Raw genomic sequence first — 18,305 nt, 5'->3', positions numbered from 1 at the left:
CTCCTGTTTAAGTTCTGGAGCAACATTGCCGAGCGATTCGACTAGCCCCAACGCATCACAGCCAACAGCCACACCAGGGACAACGCGGACGCCACCCAGATGCTCCAGTCGGTTACGCCGATCACCAGCAGATGCAGGTAGGCGCTGCCGAGAAGACCAATGAACAAGCGATCGCCACGGGTGGTGGCAATCGGCAGAAACCCTCGCCGCAGGATGCTCGGCGAGCGCAGCTCCCAGGTGGTCATGCCCACCAGGATCAAGCCAATCACGATGAAAAACGCCGCCGTCGGGACGGTCCAGCTCATCCATTCCATCATCAGTTCCTCAGACCCGGCCCAGGGCAAAGCCCTTGGCCACATGGTTGCGAACAAACCAGATCACCAGCATGCCCGGCAGAATGGTCAGCACCCCCGCCGCCGCCAGCACGCCCCAGTCGATGCCGGACGCCGACACCGTGCGCGTCATCACCGCCGCAATCGGCTTGGCATTCACCGACGTCAGCGTGCGCGCCAGCAGCAGTTCGACCCAGGAAAACATGAAGCAGAAAAACGCTGTCACCCCGATCCCGGAGCCGATCAGCGGGATGAAAATCTTCACGAAGAACTTGGGAAAGCTGTAGCCGTCGATGTAGGCGGTTTCGTCGATTTCCTTGGGCACGCCGGACATGAATCCTTCGAGAATCCACACCGCCAGCGGCACGTTGAACAGGCAGTGCGCCAGCGCCACCGCGATGTGGGTGTCGAACAGACCAATCGATGAATACAGCTGAAAGAACGGCAGCAGAAACACCGCCGGCGGCGCCATGCGGTTGGTCAGCAGCCAGAAGAACAGGTGCTTGTCACCGAGGAAGCGGTAACGGGAAAACGCGTAAGCCGCCGGCAATGCCACGCTCAGGGAAATCACCGTGTTCAGGCTCACGTAATACAGCGAGTTGAGATAACCGGTGTACCAGCTCGGATCGGTGAAGATCACCTTGTAGTTGTGCAGCGTGAAGTCCTGGGGAAACAGCGTGAGGCCACCGAGAATTTCGGTGTTGCTCTTGAACGACATGTTCAGCAGCCAGTAAATCGGCACCAGCAGGAACAGGATGTAGAGCAGCAGTGGGATCACTTTTTTCATAGGGGTAAGACGTTTGCTCATGGCCGGGCCTCAGCGGTTGGCGTCGCTGTGGGTCATGGCGGTATAGAACAGCCAGGACACCAGCAGGATGATCAGGAAGTACACCAGCGAAAAGGCTGCCGCCGGCCCCAGGTCGAATTGGCCTACGGCCATCTGGGTCAACGTCTGACTCAGGAAGGTCGTGGCATTGCCCGGCCCGCCGCCGGTGAGCACGAAGGGCTCGGTGTAGATCATGAAGCTGTCCATGAAGCGCAGCATCACCGCGATCAGCAGCACGCTTTTCAGCTTGGGCAGTTGAATATGCCGGAACACCGCCCAGGCCGAAGCCCGGTCGATCCGCGCCGCCTGGTAATACACATCGGGAATCGCCCGCAGCCCGGAGAAACACAACAGCGCCACCAGCGAGGTCCAGTGCCACACGTCCATCACCAACACCGTGACCCAGGCGTCCATGGTGTTGGCCGCGTAGTTGTAGCTGATGCCCATCGCATTGAGGCTCGATCCCATCAGACCAATGTCGGCGCGGCCGAAGATCTGCCAGATGGTGCCGACCACGTTCCATGGAATCAGCAGCGGAATCGCCAGCACGATCAGCACCACCGACGACCAGCGGCCCTTGGTCGGCATGGTCAGCGCAATGGCAATTCCCAGCGGGATTTCGATCAGCAGCACACACGCCGAATAGATGAACTGGCGCAGCAACGAGTCATGCAGACGCGGATCAAGCAGCACCTGCTTGTACCAATCGGCGCCGACAAAGTAGCGGCTGGACTGATCGAAGATGTCCTGCACCGAGTAATTGACCACGGTCATCATCGGGATCACCGCACTGAAGGCCACCAGCAGGAACACCGGCAACACCAGCCACCAGGCCTTGTTGTTCTGCACCTTGTTCATGGCTGCACCTCTTCGCTGGCTTCGAGCAGGAATTCATCGGCGTAGACCATCAGCCACTGCGCCGGAAAACTGATGTACGCCGTGCCCCGGGGCACCGGTTTGTCTTCGGCCAGACGCACTTTCAGCGGTGCGCCGTCCAGATCCAGGGTCATGATCTTGTAGGTGCCGAGGTCTTCGACATGTACGACCCGCGCCTGCATCGCGTCGTCAAACGGCTCGTCCCACACATGAATGAACTCGGGGCGGATGCCGACCTTCAGATTTTTCCATTGACCGTGTTCGATATGGCGTTGCAAGGCGTCGGAAAGCGGCAGGTGGGTCGAGTTGAAACCCACCCCGCCCTGTTGCGGCTGCACCTCGATCAGGTTCATTCCGGGGCTGCCGATGAAGTAGCCGACAAAGGTGTGACTCGGGCGCTCGAACAATTCCCGAGGTGTACCGAACTGGACGATCTGGCCGCCGTACATCACCGCGATCTTGTCGGCGAAGGTCGAGGCCTCCAGTTGATCGTGGGTGACGTAGACCATGGTGATGTTGAACTGCTCGTGGATCTGCTTGAGCTTGCGCCGCAGTTTCCATTTCAGGTGCGGGTCGATCACCGTCAGCGGCTCGTCGAAGAGGATTGCCGAAACGTCGTCGCGCACCAGCCCACGGCCCATGGAGACTTTCTGTTTTTCATCGGCGGTGAGGTTGCGCGCCTTTTTGCTCAGCAGGTTTTGCAGGTCGAGGACTTCGGCAATTTCCTGCACCTTGCTATGGACTTTGGCCTCGGCCAGGCCCTGATTGCGCAACGGAAAGGCCAGGTTGTCGAACACGGTCATGGTGTCGTAGACCACCGGGAACTGGAACACCTGGGCGATATTGCGCTTCTCCGGGGTCAGGTCGTTGACCGCTTTGCCGTCGAACAGCACATGCCCCTGAGACGGGCTGAGCAGGCCGGAAATGATGTTGAGCAAGGTCGACTTGCCGCAACCCGACGGCCCGAGCAAGGCATAGGCACCGCCCTGCTCCCAGATGTGGTCCATTTCGCGGATCGCGTAATCTTCCGGCCCGCCAGGGCTTTTGCTGTAACTGTGGGCGAGGTGCTGCAAACGGATTTCGGCCATCAGGCAACCCTCGCGACACGCCGGCCCGGTGCCTGCACCAGACGGCCCTGCGCATCGAACACAAACAGTTTATGGGTCGGGATATAGATGCGGATCGGCGCATCGACGTCGTATTCGTGAACGCCGGGCAAGTGCAGCACCAGCAGGAAATGCTCGTTGCGCACGTGGAGGAAGGTTTCCGAACCGCTGATCTCCGCCACCTCGACGGTCACCGCCAATTCGAGGTCGTCGTCGTTGCTCGGCACCAGCGAGATATGGCTGGGCCGCACGCCAAAACGGAACTCGCCCTCGCCCACCGGGCGCAGGTCGACGTTCAACGGGAAGTGCACGAAGTTGGCGAAACTCACCTCGTTACCGGCGATGCGCCCCGGCATCAGGTTGATCGGCGGCTCGGAGAACAATTCCGCCGCCAGCACCGTTTGTGGCTGGTGATAGACCTCGGTCGACGGGCCGCTCTGGATCACCCGGCCTTCGTGAAGAATGGTGGTGGTGCCACCCAGCGCCAGCGCTTCGTTGGGCTCGGTGGTGGCGTAGATGGCGATGGTGTGGCGGGCCTTGAACAGCTCGCGCATTTCCTGGCGCAGTTCTTCGCGCAGTTTGTAGTCGAGGTTGACCAGCGGCTCATCGAACAGGATCAGCTCGGCATCCTTGACCAACGCCCGGGCCATGGCGGTGCGCTGTTGCTGGCCGCCGGACAGCTCCAGCGGATAGCGCTTCAAGAACTTCTCGATGCGCAGCATCTTCGCGGTGTCCTGCACCTTGCTCTGGATCTGCTCGTTGGAGATCCCGGCCTGACGCAGCGGCGAGGCGATGTTTTCGAACACCGTCATGGTCGGGTAGTTGATGAACTGCTGATACACCATCGACACGTTGCGCAGACGCACCGGCCTCTGTGTGACGTCGACGCCGTTCATCAGGATGCGGCCGCTGTCGGGCTTGTCCAGACCGGCCATCAGGCGCATGAGGCTGGTCTTGCCGGACAGCGTGCGCCCGAGCAGGACATTGAAGGATCCGGCTTCGAATTTCAGGTTCGCATCGTCGATCCAGGTCTGGCCCTCGACGGTGCGGCTGACGTGCTCCAGGGTGAGTGACATGGCTCGGCCTTTTTATTATTGGAGTCAAGCGACGTGTGCAACAGAGCGACATTCGTGCCAGAAATCCCAAGCCGTTGATTCGCCGCGAAAATCGCCGAAAACGCGGATAAGCCACCTTCATTGCTGAACACATTTGAACAGTTCAACGATTGACAATGAACAATAGTGAACAACACTCTATCGATGCTTTTCGGGTCCCGAGGGGCCTCATAACAATAATAAAAACGCTGCTTTCAGAGGCTGACTGCCATGTCCGCACCTGCCCCGCCGCTTTCCCACGAAGCCATCGTCCAGGACTCCTGGTCCCGTTGCCGCGCCTTCGGTCTCAAGCATCAAAATGCTCCGGCGTTTGACCAGTTGCCCGCCTCCGGTATCGCGCAGTTGCTCGACAGTCACCATTCGCTGGTACAGACCACCCATCAGGAAGTGCTGCCGTACTACGAGAACATCCTGAGCAACTCCAACTGTCTGATCATGCTGGCCGACAATCAGGGCCAGGTGCTGACGTCCTGGGGCACCCAGCGCTTTATCGAGCCGAATCTGGCGCGGGGCTTTCAGGCCGGGGCAAGCTGGATGGAACACGCCAGCGGCACCAATGCCATCGGCACGGCGCTGGCTTGCGAGCAGGCGGTGCACATCGAGCACGACGAGCATTTCCTCAAGGCCAACCGCTTCATGACCGGTTCCGCCGCGCCGATTTTCAACGCCGAACGCAAGGTCATCGCGGTGCTTGATGTGTCCAGCGACAGCTACCTGCCGCCCTCGCACACCCTCGGCATGGTCAAGATGATGAGTCAGACCGTTGAGAACCGGCTGATCCTCAACCTGTTCCACGGCCAGCATTTTCAACTGACCTTCAACACCGGGTTGAACAACCTCGACAGCCAATGGGCGGGTTTGCTGATTTTCGATGAGAGCGGTCAGGTTCTGTCGGCCAACCGCCGGGCTGACAATCTGTTGGGCGTGCGGTTGTCGCGGGTGAGTGTCGAGAGTCTGTTCAAGGTGTCGTTGCTGGAGTTGCTGAATCAGCCGGACGGTTTGCCGTTTTCCTTGCAGACGTCGGGGCGCAATCGATTCCAGTGCCTGTTGAAACGGCCCAAGCAGGCACCGGTTCAGGCGCGGGTGTTTACAGAGGAATCCAAACCTGTCCCACCTGCAGTGATCAGCCTCAACACTCTGCACTTCGGCGACAGCCGCGTGGAAAAAGCCGTGCGTCAGGCCGAGCGCCTGCTGGAAAAAGACATTCCGCTGTTGATCCACGGTGAAACCGGGGTCGGCAAGGAAGTCTTCGTCAAAGCCCTGCACCAGGCCAGCTCTCGCAGCAAACAGGCGTTCATCGCCGTGAATTGCGCAGCGATTCCCGCCGAACTGGTGGAGTCAGAACTGTTTGGCTACGAGAAAGGCGCCTTCACCGGTGCCAACCAGAAAGGCAGCATCGGCCTGATCCGCAAGGCCGACAAGGGCACGCTGTTCCTCGACGAGATCGGCGACATGCCGCTGCCAACCCAGGCCCGCCTGCTGCGGGTATTGCAGGAACGTTGCGTGCAACCGGTGGGCAGCAGCGAGTTGTTCCCGGTGGATCTGCGGATCATCTCCGCCACCAACCGCTCGTTGCGCGAACAGGTGCAACTGGGGCGCTTTCGCGAGGATTTGTACTACCGCATCGGCGGCCTGACCCTGGAGTTACCGCCGCTGCGCGAGCGCAGTGACAAACAGGCGCTGTTCAAACGTTTGTGGGAACAGCATCGGGAACCGACGCAGTGGGCAGGATTGAGCCGCGAAGTATTGGAATTGTTCGACCGGCACCCGTGGCCGGGCAATCTGCGTCAGGTCAGCAGCGTGATGCAGGTCGCGCTGGCCATGGCCGAAGAGCAACCGGTAAGACCTGAGCATCTGCCGGATGATTTCTTTGTCGACCTGGAGATGGAGCCGCTGGAAACCCCTGAACCGTTGGGGATCGATCTGAATGACAGCGAGGCGTTGAATCGAGAGCTGCTGGCGGCCGGGGGCAATATTTCCCATCTGGCGCGGCGGTTGGGGGTGAGCCGCAATACCCTTTATAAGCGTTTGCGTCAGGCTGAAGGCTGACTGCTGCTCGCGAAGGCGTCAGCCCGATCACCCTAAAAAACCCTTCACTGCACCCATTGACCGTACCCGCTAGACTGTGACGAAATGTTTCAGGTTTTCGCCCCCTCTTCCTGATCCTCACAGGGTAAGTTCTTTGACCAACATCTGTTCTACCGGCCTTGATATCGGCTTCGCCTCGCTGGATTACCTGCAAATCGGCATCCTCGGCGTCATTCAAGGCATCACCGAGTTGTTGCCCGTTTCCTCCACCGCCCACATGCGCATCGTCCCGGCCCTGCTCGGCTGGCCGGATCCTGGCTCGGCGTTTTCCGCCGCCATGCAACTGGCCGCACTGGCGGCGGTGGTCAGTTATTTCTGGCGCGACGTGAGACAGGTCGCGACCGGCAGTCTGGAGGCGGTGCGACAACGGGATTTCAACAATCAATGGTTCATCCTCGCGGTGGCCATCGTGCTGGCGACCATCCCCATCGGTATTGCCGGCATCGCCTTGTCGTCGACACTCAATGCCTGCAACTCGCCGTTGCGCGGTTTGATGGTGATCGGGATTTCCTGCGTGGTGATGGCAGTGTTGCTGGCCATTGCCGAACTCACCTGTCGCCATCGCCGTACCGTCGGCGAAATGCGTTTGCGCGACGCGCTGATCGTGGGGATCGCGCAGATCGGGGCGCTGATTCCCGGCGTTTCGCGCTCCGGCTCGACGCTGACGGCGGCGCTGTTCCTCAACTTCAAACGTGAGGAAGCGGCACGCTTCTCCTTCCTGCTCGGGCTGCCGGCCATCGCGCTGGCGGGGTTGAAGGAGTTGTGGGTGTTGTTTCATGCGCAACTGCCGGCGCAGGCCTGGGCGCACCTGATTTTCGGTCTGGTGATTGCCAGCATCTCGGCGTTTTTCGCAATCTGGGGCCTGATGCGGTTTCTGGAGAAATTCTCCACTTGGCCATTCGTGATTTACCGCGCAGTACTGGGGATTTTCCTGATCGTCGCGGTCAGCACCGGGCTCTTGAGTTAAGGTCCACCGCAATAAACAAAACCCGCCTGGTGCGGGTTTTGTTTATTGCGCCTTCGTACAACGCAGGTTACTGGCAGGTCGGCTCAACACTCGTTGATACGGCACCCAAGGTACGCAGCCCGGCCAGCACCACTATCAGCATCCCCAGCCCGGCGAAAACGGCTACGCCGAAACCTGCCCGAGCGCCATAGGCATCAACGATCAAACCCGAGAGCAATCCACCCAGGGCGACGCCGATGCTGATGCCAGTGGTCATCCAGGTCAGCCCTTCGGTAATCCTCGATGGCGGGATGATGATCGTCCCCAGCTTCATGACCACGACCATGGTTGGCGCAAACGATATGCCGGCGATAAACAGCATCGCCGAGAGGACATAAACGTCCGGTGAAAACAAAGGCAATACGCCTGTGATGGCCGTGACCAGGATCCCGATAAAGAACTGCTTTTCTATCGGCAGGGTAACCCTCAAGGCACCGAACGTCAGGCCCGCCACCAGCGAGCCGAATGCATAGGCGGCGAGGATGAAGGTCGCTGAGGCAGGCCATCCTTGCGCATTAGCGAAGGCGACAACGGCGACATCGATCGAGCCTCCGATTGCCCCCATCGCCAACAGCGCCAGCACGATGGTGGGAACGCCGGGAATCAGCAAAGTTGAACCCGTATGCCTCGTTTGACCCACAACAACCTTGGGTTCGGTCTGACGTTGCAGGACAAACGCCGTCACCCCGACGGCCAGCAGCCCGACCGCGACCAGCGGCCCGGCTTCGGCAAAAAGACTCACGCTCAAACCGATCGCCATGGGTGGGCCGATGATGTAAGCGAGTTCGGTCAGCACCGTATCCAGAGAGAACGCCGTGTGCAGTTGCGGCTTGCCCCGGAACAATTGCGTCCAGCGGGCCCGGATCATCGACGGCATGCTCGGCATGGTGCCCGCCAATGCAGCCAGAACAAAAAGCAATGCCGCCGGTGCCCTCATATAGACGGCAAATATCAGCGCCAGCAACATGCCGATGCTGAAAGTCGTCACGACAGGCAGCACACGGCTCTGGCCACGCTGATCGACGAGTTTCGAGATGTACGGGCCGATCAGTGCATTGGCGAGGGTGAACGTACCGGCGACTGCACCGGCCAGCCAGTAGATACCGCTTTGCTCCACCAGCATGGTAATGATGCCAATGCCGATCATCGCTTGCGGTAATCGTGCGATAGCGCTCGCGAGCACCAACCCCGTTGCGCCCGGGGTTGTCAGGAGTTCGCGATAGTGGTTTGCCATGATTTCTCCCTTCCATATACGTCGCTGACCAGCATCCCGCTACAAGGGCTGCAGCCCATGTTGGTCGCGCCAGACATCAAGACCTACGCGCAGAGCAAAAGCAACACCACTTGAACAGCAGAAAAACAAAAACCCGCACAAGGCGGGTTTTGTTTGTAGCAATCACCGCAATCAGTCAGCCAGACGCCAGGTCGTACCGCCCTTGCCGTCTTCCAGCACCACGCCCATGGCGGTGAGCTGGTCGCGGATGCGGTCGGATTCGGCCCAGTCCTTGCCGGCACGAGCCGCCAGACGCGCAGCGATCAGCGCATCGACTTCGGCTGCATCGACACGCCCTTCGGCGCCGGCCTGCAGGAAGTCATCGGCTTCGAGCTGCAACACACCCAGCACGCTGGCCAGTTCTTTCAGGCGCGCCGCCAGACCGGCCGCCGCATCGAGATCGCTCTCGCGCAGACGGTTGATCTCGCGGACCATCTCGAACAGCACCGCGCAGGCTTCCGGCGTGCCGAAGTCGTCGTTCATCACCGTGGTGAAACGCTCGACGAAGGCTTCGCCGCCAGCCGGCGCCACGTTCGGCAAGCCTTTCAACGCGTGATAGAAACGCTCCAGGGCGCCCTTGGCGTCCTTGAGGTTGTCTTCCGAGTAGTTGATCGCGCTGCGGTAGTGGCTCGACACCAGCAGATAACGCACGACTTCCGGGTGATACTTGTCGAGCACGTCGCGAATGGTGAAGAAGTTGTTCAAGGACTTGGACATCTTCTCGCCATTGATACGGATCATGCCGCAATGCATCCACGCGTTGGCGTAGGTCTTGCCGGTGGCCGCTTCGCTCTGGGCGATTTCGTTTTCGTGGTGCGGGAACTCCAGGTCGCTGCCGCCGCCATGAATGTCGAAGGTCTCGCCCAGGCAGCAGGTGGACATCACCGAGCACTCGATGTGCCAGCCCGGACGCCCGGCGCCCCACGGCGATTCCCAGCTCGGCTCGCCCGGCTTGACGCCTTTCCACAGCACGAAGTCCAGCGGATCTTCCTTGGCTTCGTCGACCTCGATCCGCGCACCGATGCGCAGGTCTTCGATCTTCTTGCGCGAGAGCTTGCCGTAGCCCATGAACTTGCCGACGCGGTAGTACACGTCGCCATTGCCCGGGGCGTAGGCGAAACCCTTGTCGATCAGGGTCTGGATCATCGCGTGCATGCCAGGGATGTGATCCGTGGCGCGCGGCTCCATGTCCGGCTTCTTGATGTTCAGGCGCGCTTCGTCTTCGTGCATCGCGGCGATCATGCGCTCGGTCAACGCTTCGAACGACTCGCCGTTCTCGTTGGCCCGGTTGATGATCTTGTCGTCGATGTCGGTGATGTTGCGCACGTAGGTCAGGTCATAACCGCTGAACCGCAACCAGCGGGTCACCAGGTCGAACGCGACCATGCTGCGGCCGTGGCCCAGGTGGCAGTAGTCGTACACGGTCATCCCGCAGACGTACATGCGCACCTTGTTGCCATCCAGCGGCTTGAAGACTTCTTTGCTCTTGGTGAGCGTGTTGTAGATCGAAAGCACGGTCATTCCTTAAGACTTGATCACTGGCCCCACGAATCACGCAGGGTCACGGTACGGTTGAATACCGGCTGACCTGGTTTCGAGTCCTTGATATCCGCGACGAAGTAACCTTCGCGCTCGAACTGGAAACGGTCTTCCGGCTGTGCATTGCCCAGCGAGGGTTCAGCACGACAACCGGTCAGCACTTGCAGTGAGTCAGGGTTGATGTTGTCCAGGAAACTCGCACTGTCTTCGGCCTTCTCCGGGTTCGGAGAGCGGAACAGGCGATCGTACAGACGCACTTCGCACTCGACGCTGGCAGCGGCCGGCACCCAGTGGATCACGCCCTTGACCTTGCGGCCTTCAGGGTTCTTGCCCAGGGTGTCCGGATCGTAGGAGCAACGCAGCTCGACGATGTTGCCGTCGGCGTCCTTGATCGCTTCGTCGGCACGGATCACGTAGCTGCCGCGCAGACGCACTTCGCCATTCGGCTCCAGGCGCTTGTAGCCCTTTGGCGGTTCTTCCATGAAGTCATCGCGGTCGATGTAGATTTCACGGGCGAACGGCAGCTGGCGCACGCCGAGTTCTTCTTTCTGCGGATGACGCGGCAGTTCGAGGTTTTCGACCTGGTCTTCCGGGTAGTTCGTGATCACGACCTTCAACGGACGCAGCACGCACATGGCGCGCGGAGCGTTGGCGTCCAGATCCTGACGGATGCTGAACTCGAGCATGCCGAAGTCGACCACGCCGTCGGAACGGTTGGTGCCGATCATGTCGCAGAAGCTGCGGATCGACGCCGGGGTGTAGCCACGGCGGCGGAAGCCCGACAGCGTGGACATGCGCGGATCGTCCCAGCCATTGACGTGCTTTTCATCGACCAGTTGCTTGAGCTTGCGCTTGCTGGTGATGGTGTAGTTGAGGTTCAGACGGCTGAATTCGTACTGACGCGGGTGCGCCGGCACTGGCAGTGCGTCGAGGAACCACTCGTACAGCGGACGATGGCTTTCGAACTCCAGGGTGCAGATCGAGTGGGTGATGCCTTCGATGGCGTCCGACTGACCGTGGGTGAAGTCGTAGTTCGGGTAGATGCACCACTTGTCACCGGTCTGGTGGTGATGAGCGTGGCGGATGCGGTACATGATCGGGTCGCGCAGGTTCATGTTCGGCGAGGCCATGTCGATCTTGGCGCGCAGCACGCGGGCACCGTCCGGGAACTCACCGGCGCGCATGCGGGCGAACCAGTCCAGGTTCTCTTCCACCGAACGGTCGCGGAACGGGCTGTTCTTGCCCGGCTCGGTCAGGCTGCCGCGGTATTCCTTGGCCTGTTCAGGCGTCAGGTCGTCGACGTAGGCCTTGCCGGCCTTGATCAGCTCGACGGCCCAGTCGTGCAACTGGTCGAAGTATTGCGAGGCGTAGCGCACTTCGCCGGACCATTCGAAGCCCAGCCATTTGACGTCGCTTTCGATCGCGTCGATGTATTCCTGGTCTTCCTTGGCCGGGTTGGTGTCGTCGAAACGCAGGTGCGTGACGCCGCCGAACTCCTGGGCCAGGCCGAAGTTCACGCAGATCGACTTGGCGTGGCCGATGTGCAGGTAGCCGTTGGGCTCAGGCGGGAAACGGGTGACGATCTGGGTGTGCTTGCCCGAGTCCAGGTCTGCCTGGATGATCGGCCGCAGGAAATTGACCGGCACGGCAGGGCCGGACTTGGCATTCGAGGTAGGGTCGACAGTGGGCTTGCTCATAGGATCCTTGACTTACATGTGCGCGGCCGCAAAGGGGGCCAGACAAAACAAAGCCGCTATCATAGCCGATGCTGTCAAGGGCCTGACAGAGCACACTCTTATAAAGGCGCGCATTTAATCGCCGGCAATTGAAAAACTGCCTCGAAATTCGCGCCTGTCACGCTAAACTGCGCACCTTGGCCTAAGCAGGCTGAACCGGTTGCGGGGCGTGAGGCTCCAAGACCACGAATTCCTTATAAAGAGTACTGACCATGACTCAAGTCAAACTGACCACCAACCACGGTGACATCGTCATCGAACTGAACGCTGAAAAAGCCCCGATCACCGTGGCCAACTTCATCGAGTACGTCAAAGCCGGTCACTACGAAAACACCGTTTTCCACCGTGTCATCGGTAACTTCATGATCCAGGGCGGCGGTTTCGAGCCAGGCATGAAGGAAAAGAAAGACAAGCGTCCAAGCATCCAGAACGAAGCCGACAACGGTCTTTCCAACGACAAATACACCATCGCCATGGCCCGCACCATGGAGCCGCATTCGGCTTCCGCGCAGTTCTTCATCAACGTGGCTGACAACAGCTTCCTGAACCACAGCGGCAAGAACGTTCAAGGCTGGGGCTACGCCGTATTCGGTAAAGTGACCGCCGGTACTGAAGTGGTCGACAGCATCAAGAAAGTCTCGACCGGCTCCAAGGCTGGCCACCAGGACGTACCAAGCGACGACGTGATCATCGAGAAAGCCGAGATCATCGAAGCGTGATATTGCTGATTTCAGACTTGCATCTGGAAGAGGAGCGCCCGGACATCACCCGGGCGTTTCTGGATTTGCTCGCCGGACGCGCCCGCTCGGCGAGTGCGTTGTACATCCTGGGCGACTTTTTCGAGGCGTGGATCGGCGACGATGCCATGACCCCTTTCCAGCGTTCCATCTGCCAGGCCCTGCGCGAATTGAGCGACAGCGGCACGGTCATTTTTCTGATGCACGGCAATCGCGACTTTCTGCTCGGCAAGGCTTTCTGCAAGGAAGCCGGCTGCACGCTGTTGAAGGATCCGAGTGTCGTGCAACTCGCAGGCGAGCCGGTGCTGCTGATGCACGGCGACAGCCTCTGCACCCGCGACGAAAGCTATATGAAGCTGCGTCGCTACCTGCGCAACCCGGTCACTCTGTTCATCCTGCGGCACCTGCCGTTGAGCACCCGCCACAAACTGGCGCGCAAGCTGCGCAGTGAGAGCCGGGCGCAAACGCGGATGAAGGCCAATGACATCGTCGATGTCACGCCGGAGGAAATTCCGCGGATCATGCAGGAATACGGCGTGAAAACCCTGATTCACGGGCATACCCATCGACCGGCCATCCACAAGTTGCAGATCGGCGATCAGGCGGCGAAGCGGATTGTGCTGGGGGATTGGGATCGTCAGGGCTGGGCTTTGCAGGTGGATGAGAACGGGTTTGTGTTGGCGCCGTTTGACTTCGCACCGCCGCCGGCACTGCCCGCCCCAACCGCATGATCGTTCCCACGCTCTGCGTGGGAACGATCTCGCCGACTCAGTGACCGCTGGCGGCAGGGCCTGCTTTAGCGGCAAACGGCGGTTTCGCCAGCCACACAATCAGAATCAACCCCATGAACCCCCACCCCAGCAGCGTGAAGTAATCCACGGTGGAGAGCATGTACGCCTGACTGGTCAGCACATGATCAAGCTGCGCATACGCCGGATTACCCGCCCCACCCAACTGATTCAACGCCTCACGGGTCGCCGGCTCATAAGTGCTGATACTTTCACTCATGTAGGCATGATGCTGGTCCGCCCGGCGAATCCAGATCCAGGTGGTCAGCGACGCCGCAAAGCTGCCGCCCAAGGTCCGCAGGAACGTCGCCAGACCGGCGCCGTCAGCGATCTGGCTCGGTGGCAGGTCCGACATCAGGATGCTCAGGGTCGGCATGAAGAACAGTGCCACACCGATGCCCATGAACAGTTGCACCAGGGCGATGTGCTGGAAGTCCACTTCGTTGGTGAATTCGGCGCGCATGAAGCAGCTCAGGCCGATCGCCAGGAACGCCAGCCCGGCCAGCAGGCGCAGGTCGAACTTGTGCGCGTATTTGCCGACAAACGGTGACAGAACTACCGGCAGAATGCCGATCGGCGCCACCGCCAGCCCGGCCCAGGTCGCGGTGTAGCCCATCTGGGTCTGCAACCATTGCGGCAGGATCAGGTTGATACCGAAGAACCCGGCGTAACCCAACACCAGCACCAGCGTACCGATGCGGAAGTTGCGGTGGGCGAACAGGCGCAGATTGACCACCGGATGCTGGTCGGTCATTTCCCAGATCACGAACACCGCCAGGGCAATCACCGAAATCGCCGCGCCGATGATGATGAAGTTCGATTCGAACCAGTCCAGGTCATTGCCCTTGTCGAGGATCACCTGCAACGCACCTACGCCGATGATCAGCGTGATCAGCCCGACGTAGTCCATCGGCTGACGGCTGGTGACTACCGGACGTTTCGCCAGTTGCGAACGCACCACCATCACCGCGAACACGCCAATCGGTACGTTGATGAAGAAGATCCACGGCCAGCTGTAACTGTCGGTGATCCAGCCGCCGAGAATCGGGCCGGCAATCGGCGCCACCACCGTGACCATCGCCAGTAACGCGAGGGCCATCCCTCGCCTCGCGGGCGGATACACCGCGATCAGCAGCGTCTGGGTCATCGGGTACAGCGGCCCGGCCACCAGTCCTTGTAGGACGCGGAAGCCGATCAGCTCGGGCATCGACGTGGAAATGCCGCAGAGAAACGAGGCCAGCACGAACAGCATGGTGGCCCAGAGAAACAGCTTCACCTCGCCGAAACGCCGGCTCAGCCAGCCGGTGAGCGGCAGCGCGATGGCGTTGCTCACGGCGAATGAGGTGATGACCCAGGTGCCCTGCTCCGAACTCACACCGAGGTTGCCGGAGATGGTCGGCAGCGCCACGTTGGCGATGGTGGTGTCGAGCACTTGCATGAAGGTCGCCAGCGACAGGCCAATGGTGCTGAGCAACAGGCTGGGCGGCGAAAAAGAGGCGTTATTGCTCATCGCGAATCCTTTGGAGCCGAATTTTCTGGAGCGGAGACGGGCGCCGCGCCCGTTACGGGGCGCAGCGAAGGGATTGGCGAATCAGCGTTGCGCGGTCTTGCTGACTGCAGCGCTGTTGTCGTGGATCAGTTGCGCGATCATCGCGTCGGCTTCGCCCAACTGACGGTCGTAGACGCTGGTGCTGAACGAGGCCTGTTGCGGCGGTTGCTGCGCCAGAACCGGGCCGCTCTGGTCGTGCAGGTTGACCTCGACATTGGTCGACAGACCGACGCGCAGCGGATGCTTGGCCAGCTCTTCGGCGTTGATGTGAATCCGCACCGGTACACGCTGCACGATCTTGATCCAGTTACCGGTGGCGTTCTGCGCCGGCAACAGGGCGAACGCACTGCCGGTGCCCGCGCCGAGGCTGTCGACGGTGCCGCTGAATTTCACGTCGCTGCCGTAGATGTCGGATTCGATGTCCACCGGTTGGCCGATGCGCATGTCGCGCAGCTGGGTTTCCTTGAAGTTGGCGTCGATCCACAGCTGATCCAGCGGGATCACTGCCATCAACGCGGTGCCCGGCTGCACACGCTGGCCAAGTTGCACGGTGCGCTTGGCGACGTAACCGGTAACCGGCGCGATCAGCGTGCTGCGAGCGTTGGTCAGGTAGGCCTGACGCAGATCGGCTGCGGCCGACATCACGTCCGGGTGCGACGAAACCACGGTGTCATCCACCAGCGCGCTGGTGGTCTTCAGTTGTTGCTGGGCGTTGGCCAGGGCGTTTTGTGCCGAGGTCAGGTCATCGCGAGCGTGGGACAGTTCTTCCTGGGAAATCGCGCCGCCGGCGGCGAGGTTTTTCCGGCGGTTGTAGTTGTCCTGGGCTTTCTGCACGTTCGCCTGTTGCGCGTTGACCTGGGCCTTCATGCCATCGACGTTGCTGTACAAGCCGCGAACCTGACGCACGGTGCGCGCCAGTTTGGCCTGGGCACTTTGCAGGCCGACTTCGGCGTCGTTCGGGTCGAAGTTGACCAGTACCTGACCTTCATGGACCAGATCGCCATCGTCGGCGCCGATGCTGACCACGGTGCCGGTGACCAGCGGGGTGATTTCCACGACGTTGCCGTTGACGTAGGCGTCATCGGTGCTTTCATTCCAGCGACCGATGAATTCGTGATACGCCCAGACGCCGGCACCGGCGAGGGCAACCACGACGGCCAGCACCAGCAGCATCACTTTGCGTTTGCGCGGATTGCCGGTGTCGGGGGTGTTGTCTTGAGCTTGAGTGTTTTCGGCAGTGGCCATGACAAATACCTTGAATTAGTTGTGCGTGGTGGCTGGGCTGGCGTTGCTTGCGGTCAGGGTCTGCCCCTGAAAGCCGCCACCCAGCGCTTGCATCAGTTGAATCGACAGGTCGATCTGCTCGGCATTCAGGGTCGCCAGCTGACGCTGGGCCTGCAGCAATTGCTGCTCGATGCTGAGCACGTCCAGGTAGTTGCCGATTCCGGAACCGTAACGCTGGACCACGGTGTTGTAAGAATCCTGGGCAATCTCGGTCGCGTGCTGCTGGGCGCCGATCTGCCGGCCGATGTCACGCAACTGGTTGATGGTGTCGCCGACATCGCCCAGGGCTTTCACCAGGCTTTTGTTGTACTGCGCCACGGCCAGGTCGTAATCGGCATCGCGAGCGTCGAGGTTGGCGCGCAGGCGTCCGCCATCGAAGATCGGCAGCGAAATGGTCGGCGCGATGTTGAAGAAGCGACTGGCGGAACCGAACATCGCGTCACCCAATAACGATTCGGCACCAGCGGAGGCCGACAGGTTCAAGTTGGGATAGAAGCGGGTCTTGGCCGAGTCGATGTCCTTGCTCGCGGCCTCGACGCGCCAGCGCGCGGCGACCAGATCCGGGCGACGACCGAGCAGTTCCGCAGGCAGAACAGATGGAACAGCGACGGCACTGGCCTGCAAGACTTTCGGCCGGGCGATTTCGTTGCCGCGATCCGGGCCTTTGCCGAGCAATACGGCCAGGGCGATTTTCGCGCTGTTCAGGCGCTTTTCAGCGTCGATCAGGCTGGCTTCGGAGCTGGCTTCCAGACTTTGGGTCTGCTGGAACTGGTACTGGCTGTCGATCCCCGAGCTCAAACGGCGCTGGCTCAGGTCGAGCATCTGTTTGGTGCGCTTCAAATCTTCGTTGGCCAGGTCATAAACGATATGCGCCTGACCCAGATCGCTGTAGGCCCGGGCCACGTCGGCAGCCAGGGTCAGTTGCGCGGCCTGACGGTCGACTTCAGCGGCTCGGGCCTGGCCGAGTGCGGCTTCCCAGGCGTCACGCTGACCGCCCCAAAGGTCGAAGTTGTAATTGAAGCCTGCGCTGATGTTGCGCACGGTGGCGTAGGCATCGCCCTGCCCTCGCGGGTCCTGATCCTTGGCCAGACGCGAACGGCTGATGCCGGCGCTGGCGTCGAGGGTCGGATAACGTTCGGCATCGGCGGCATACGCGGCGGCGCTGGCCTGATGGGCGCGGGCGTCGGCGATTTGCATGTCCGGGCTGTCGTGCAGGGCTTCTCGGATCAGACCGTCGAGCTGCGGATCGCCGAGGCTGGTCCACCAGTCGCTCTTCGGCCACGCGGCCGGCGACAGTGTCACGCCGTTGAGGGACTGGCCGACCTTGAGGTCTTTCGCATCAAGGTTTTTGCCATGGGTATCGAGGCCACTGTAGTTGGCGCAACCGGCGAGAATCATCGCCGACAGCACCAGTGTCAGGCTGCTGCGCAAGGTTTTACCGCTCATTGTGTTCACCTAACCGCTGGATGGTGATGGGGTCACCGGCCGCCAGCAAAATTTTCTTGAGGATGTATTCCAGGGTTTTCAACTCGTCCGGAGTAATGCCGCCGGCCAACTCGTTCATGGCGTCGGCACCGATGTGCGGCAGACGATCGGCCAGCGCCTGACCTTGCCCGGTGAGCTTCAACTGCACCTGACGGCGATCGCCTTCGCTGCGCTGGCGCACCAGGAAGTCTTTCTGCTCCAGACGGTCGAGCATGCGGGTCATCGAACCGCTGTCCAGCGACAGGTGCCGGCACAGCTCGGCCGGGGTGTCGACGCCGTACTGGGCCATGATGATCAACACCTTGAACTGCGCGGCGGTGATGCCGTGGGGTTCCATGTGGGTGTCGATGATCCTGTCCTTGAGCAAGGCTGCACGGCCGAGCAACAGGCCGAGATGGCAATGCTTGAATTCGTCCGGGGTGAAATGCTTCATGTGCGCACCTAATAACTGCCTAGGCAGTGAATGTATGTCGAGATGTTACTGCCTAGGCAGCGAATGTCAACGTAATAGTTAGGTTGCTTTGTAATTAGTTGACCAGCGGACTGGGTTTTTCGGGCGCCCAAG

Annotated in this window: 16 protein-coding genes; 4 read left to right on the top strand and 12 right to left on the bottom strand. The window is 60.7% G+C overall.

Translation table 11 applies throughout. From position 1 onward, the window contains the following. Positions 1 to 41 precede the first annotated feature (41 nt). The 5 genes from CAG02_RS23025 to CAG02_RS23005 are packed head-to-tail and all read right to left on the bottom strand — an operon-like array spanning position 42 to position 4,216. The gene (locus CAG02_RS23025) at positions 42 to 314 is read right to left on the bottom strand and encodes a DUF2160 domain-containing protein (RefSeq protein ID WP_039767461.1); all 273 of its coding nucleotides are present in this window, start codon (positions 312 to 314) and stop codon (positions 42 to 44) included. A 10-nt stretch (positions 315 to 324) separates the two neighbouring features. Further along, positions 325 to 1,119 carry a carbohydrate ABC transporter permease gene (locus tag CAG02_RS23020; protein ID WP_371856522.1) on the bottom strand — a complete coding sequence of 265 codons (795 nt, stop codon included), beginning with the start codon at positions 1,117 to 1,119 and terminating at the stop codon, positions 325 to 327. 30 nt (positions 1,120 to 1,149) lie between these two features. Further along, the gene (locus CAG02_RS23015; RefSeq protein ID WP_085712412.1) at positions 1,150 to 2,016 is read right to left on the bottom strand and encodes a carbohydrate ABC transporter permease; all 867 of its coding nucleotides are present in this window, start codon (positions 2,014 to 2,016) and stop codon (positions 1,150 to 1,152) included. Continuing rightward, positions 2,013 to 3,122, bottom strand: coding sequence for an ABC transporter ATP-binding protein (locus CAG02_RS23010; RefSeq protein WP_085712413.1), 1,110 nt, complete (start codon positions 3,120 to 3,122; stop codon positions 2,013 to 2,015). The genes CAG02_RS23015 and CAG02_RS23010 overlap by 4 nt, the downstream gene beginning before the upstream one ends. Further along, the gene (locus CAG02_RS23005; protein WP_085712414.1) at positions 3,122 to 4,216 is read right to left on the bottom strand and encodes an ABC transporter ATP-binding protein; all 1,095 of its coding nucleotides are present in this window, start codon (positions 4,214 to 4,216) and stop codon (positions 3,122 to 3,124) included. Before CAG02_RS23005 ends, CAG02_RS23010 begins: the two co-directional genes overlap by 1 nt. A 249-nt stretch (positions 4,217 to 4,465) precedes the next feature. Here CAG02_RS23005 and CAG02_RS23000 point away from each other — a divergent pair, with 249 nt between their 5' ends. Beyond that, the gene (locus CAG02_RS23000; protein WP_085712415.1) at positions 4,466 to 6,304 is read left to right on the top strand and encodes a sigma-54-dependent Fis family transcriptional regulator; all 1,839 of its coding nucleotides are present in this window, start codon (positions 4,466 to 4,468) and stop codon (positions 6,302 to 6,304) included. A 133-nt stretch (positions 6,305 to 6,437) separates the two neighbouring features. Then, on the top strand, positions 6,438 to 7,310 hold the full coding sequence (locus CAG02_RS22995; protein ID WP_085712416.1) for an undecaprenyl-diphosphate phosphatase: 873 nt from the start codon (positions 6,438 to 6,440) through the stop codon (positions 7,308 to 7,310). Positions 7,311 to 7,377: 67 nt separating this feature from the next. Here CAG02_RS22995 and CAG02_RS22990 read toward each other — a convergent pair whose 3' ends face one another. The 3 genes from CAG02_RS22990 to CAG02_RS22980 all read right to left on the bottom strand — a co-directional run bounded on the left by CAG02_RS22990 (position 7,378) and on the right by CAG02_RS22980 (position 11,858). Further along, the gene (locus tag CAG02_RS22990; protein ID WP_085712417.1) at positions 7,378 to 8,583 is read right to left on the bottom strand and encodes an MFS transporter; all 1,206 of its coding nucleotides are present in this window, start codon (positions 8,581 to 8,583) and stop codon (positions 7,378 to 7,380) included. A 171-nt stretch (positions 8,584 to 8,754) separates the two neighbouring features. Continuing rightward, positions 8,755 to 10,137: a cysteine--tRNA ligase gene (gene cysS / locus CAG02_RS22985; RefSeq protein ID WP_085712418.1), complete on the bottom strand. Its 1,383-nt coding sequence runs from the start codon at positions 10,135 to 10,137 to the stop codon at positions 8,755 to 8,757. Between the two features lie 20 nt (positions 10,138 to 10,157). Further along, entirely contained in the window at positions 10,158 to 11,858 is a 1,701-nt protein-coding gene (locus CAG02_RS22980) for a glutamine--tRNA ligase/YqeY domain fusion protein (RefSeq protein WP_085712419.1), read from the bottom strand. A 251-nt stretch (positions 11,859 to 12,109) separates the two neighbouring features. On the opposite strand from CAG02_RS22980, the gene CAG02_RS22975 reads away from it, so the two are divergent. Both CAG02_RS22975 and lpxH read left to right on the top strand, forming a co-directional pair. Next, the gene (locus CAG02_RS22975; RefSeq protein WP_085712420.1) at positions 12,110 to 12,616 is read left to right on the top strand and encodes a peptidylprolyl isomerase; all 507 of its coding nucleotides are present in this window, start codon (positions 12,110 to 12,112) and stop codon (positions 12,614 to 12,616) included. Next, positions 12,613 to 13,365, top strand: a complete 753-nt coding sequence (gene lpxH, locus CAG02_RS22970) for a UDP-2,3-diacylglucosamine diphosphatase (protein ID WP_085712421.1) — start codon at positions 12,613 to 12,615, stop codon at positions 13,363 to 13,365. Before CAG02_RS22975 ends, lpxH begins: the two co-directional genes overlap by 4 nt. 37 nt (positions 13,366 to 13,402) lie before the next feature. Here lpxH and CAG02_RS22965 read toward each other — a convergent pair whose 3' ends face one another. The 4 genes from CAG02_RS22965 to CAG02_RS22950 all read right to left on the bottom strand — a co-directional run bounded on the left by CAG02_RS22965 (position 13,403) and on the right by CAG02_RS22950 (position 18,173). Further along, complete coding sequence (locus CAG02_RS22965; protein WP_085712422.1) at positions 13,403 to 14,932, bottom strand: DHA2 family efflux MFS transporter permease subunit; 1,530 nt, start codon at positions 14,930 to 14,932, stop codon at positions 13,403 to 13,405. Positions 14,933 to 15,013: 81 nt separating this feature from the next. Beyond that, positions 15,014 to 16,216 (bottom strand): efflux RND transporter periplasmic adaptor subunit, encoded by a 1,203-nt coding sequence (locus tag CAG02_RS22960; protein ID WP_085712423.1) that lies wholly within the window; start codon positions 16,214 to 16,216, stop codon positions 15,014 to 15,016. Positions 16,217 to 16,231: 15 nt separating this feature from the next. Continuing rightward, a complete protein-coding gene (locus CAG02_RS22955) occupies positions 16,232 to 17,701 on the bottom strand; it encodes an efflux transporter outer membrane subunit (protein WP_085712424.1) in 1,470 nt (489 codons plus the stop codon). Beyond that, positions 17,691 to 18,173: a MarR family winged helix-turn-helix transcriptional regulator gene (locus CAG02_RS22950; RefSeq protein WP_085712425.1), complete on the bottom strand. Its 483-nt coding sequence runs from the start codon at positions 18,171 to 18,173 to the stop codon at positions 17,691 to 17,693. The genes CAG02_RS22955 and CAG02_RS22950 overlap by 11 nt, the downstream gene beginning before the upstream one ends. Between the last annotated feature and the right edge of the window lie 132 nt (positions 18,174 to 18,305).

Source organism: Pseudomonas sp. R43(2017) (assembly GCF_002112345.1).
Classification (GTDB): domain Bacteria; phylum Pseudomonadota; class Gammaproteobacteria; order Pseudomonadales; family Pseudomonadaceae; genus Aquipseudomonas; species Aquipseudomonas kribbensis.
This window is presented reverse-complemented; position numbering and strand designations above follow the sequence as displayed.

Excerpts from the sequence above, each read along its gene's own strand:
- CAG02_RS22980 (WP_085712419.1), bottom strand. The coding sequence starts at position 11,858 with ATGAGCAAGCCCACTGTCGACCCTACCTCGAATGCCAAGTCCGGCCCT.
- CAG02_RS22960 (WP_085712423.1), bottom strand. The coding sequence starts at position 16,216 with ATGGCCACTGCCGAAAACACTCAAGCTCAAGACAACACCCCCGACACC.
- CAG02_RS22975 (WP_085712420.1), top strand. The coding sequence starts at position 12,110 with ATGACTCAAGTCAAACTGACCACCAACCACGGTGACATCGTCATCGAA.
- CAG02_RS23015 (WP_085712412.1), bottom strand. The coding sequence starts at position 2,016 with ATGAACAAGGTGCAGAACAACAAGGCCTGGTGGCTGGTGTTGCCGGTG.
- CAG02_RS23025 (WP_039767461.1), bottom strand. The coding sequence starts at position 314 with ATGGAATGGATGAGCTGGACCGTCCCGACGGCGGCGTTTTTCATCGTG.
- CAG02_RS23020 (WP_371856522.1), bottom strand. The coding sequence starts at position 1,119 with ATGAAAAAAGTGATCCCACTGCTGCTCTACATCCTGTTCCTGCTGGTG.
- CAG02_RS23005 (WP_085712414.1), bottom strand. The coding sequence starts at position 4,216 with ATGTCACTCACCCTGGAGCACGTCAGCCGCACCGTCGAGGGCCAGACC.
- CAG02_RS23000 (WP_085712415.1), top strand. The coding sequence starts at position 4,466 with ATGTCCGCACCTGCCCCGCCGCTTTCCCACGAAGCCATCGTCCAGGAC.
- CAG02_RS23010 (WP_085712413.1), bottom strand. The coding sequence starts at position 3,122 with ATGGCCGAAATCCGTTTGCAGCACCTCGCCCACAGTTACAGCAAAAGC.
- CAG02_RS22990 (WP_085712417.1), bottom strand. The coding sequence starts at position 8,583 with ATGGCAAACCACTATCGCGAACTCCTGACAACCCCGGGCGCAACGGGG.
- CAG02_RS22965 (WP_085712422.1), bottom strand. The coding sequence starts at position 14,932 with ATGAGCAATAACGCCTCTTTTTCGCCGCCCAGCCTGTTGCTCAGCACC.
- CAG02_RS22950 (WP_085712425.1), bottom strand. The coding sequence starts at position 18,173 with ATGAAGCATTTCACCCCGGACGAATTCAAGCATTGCCATCTCGGCCTG.
- CAG02_RS22955 (WP_085712424.1), bottom strand. The coding sequence starts at position 17,701 with ATGAGCGGTAAAACCTTGCGCAGCAGCCTGACACTGGTGCTGTCGGCG.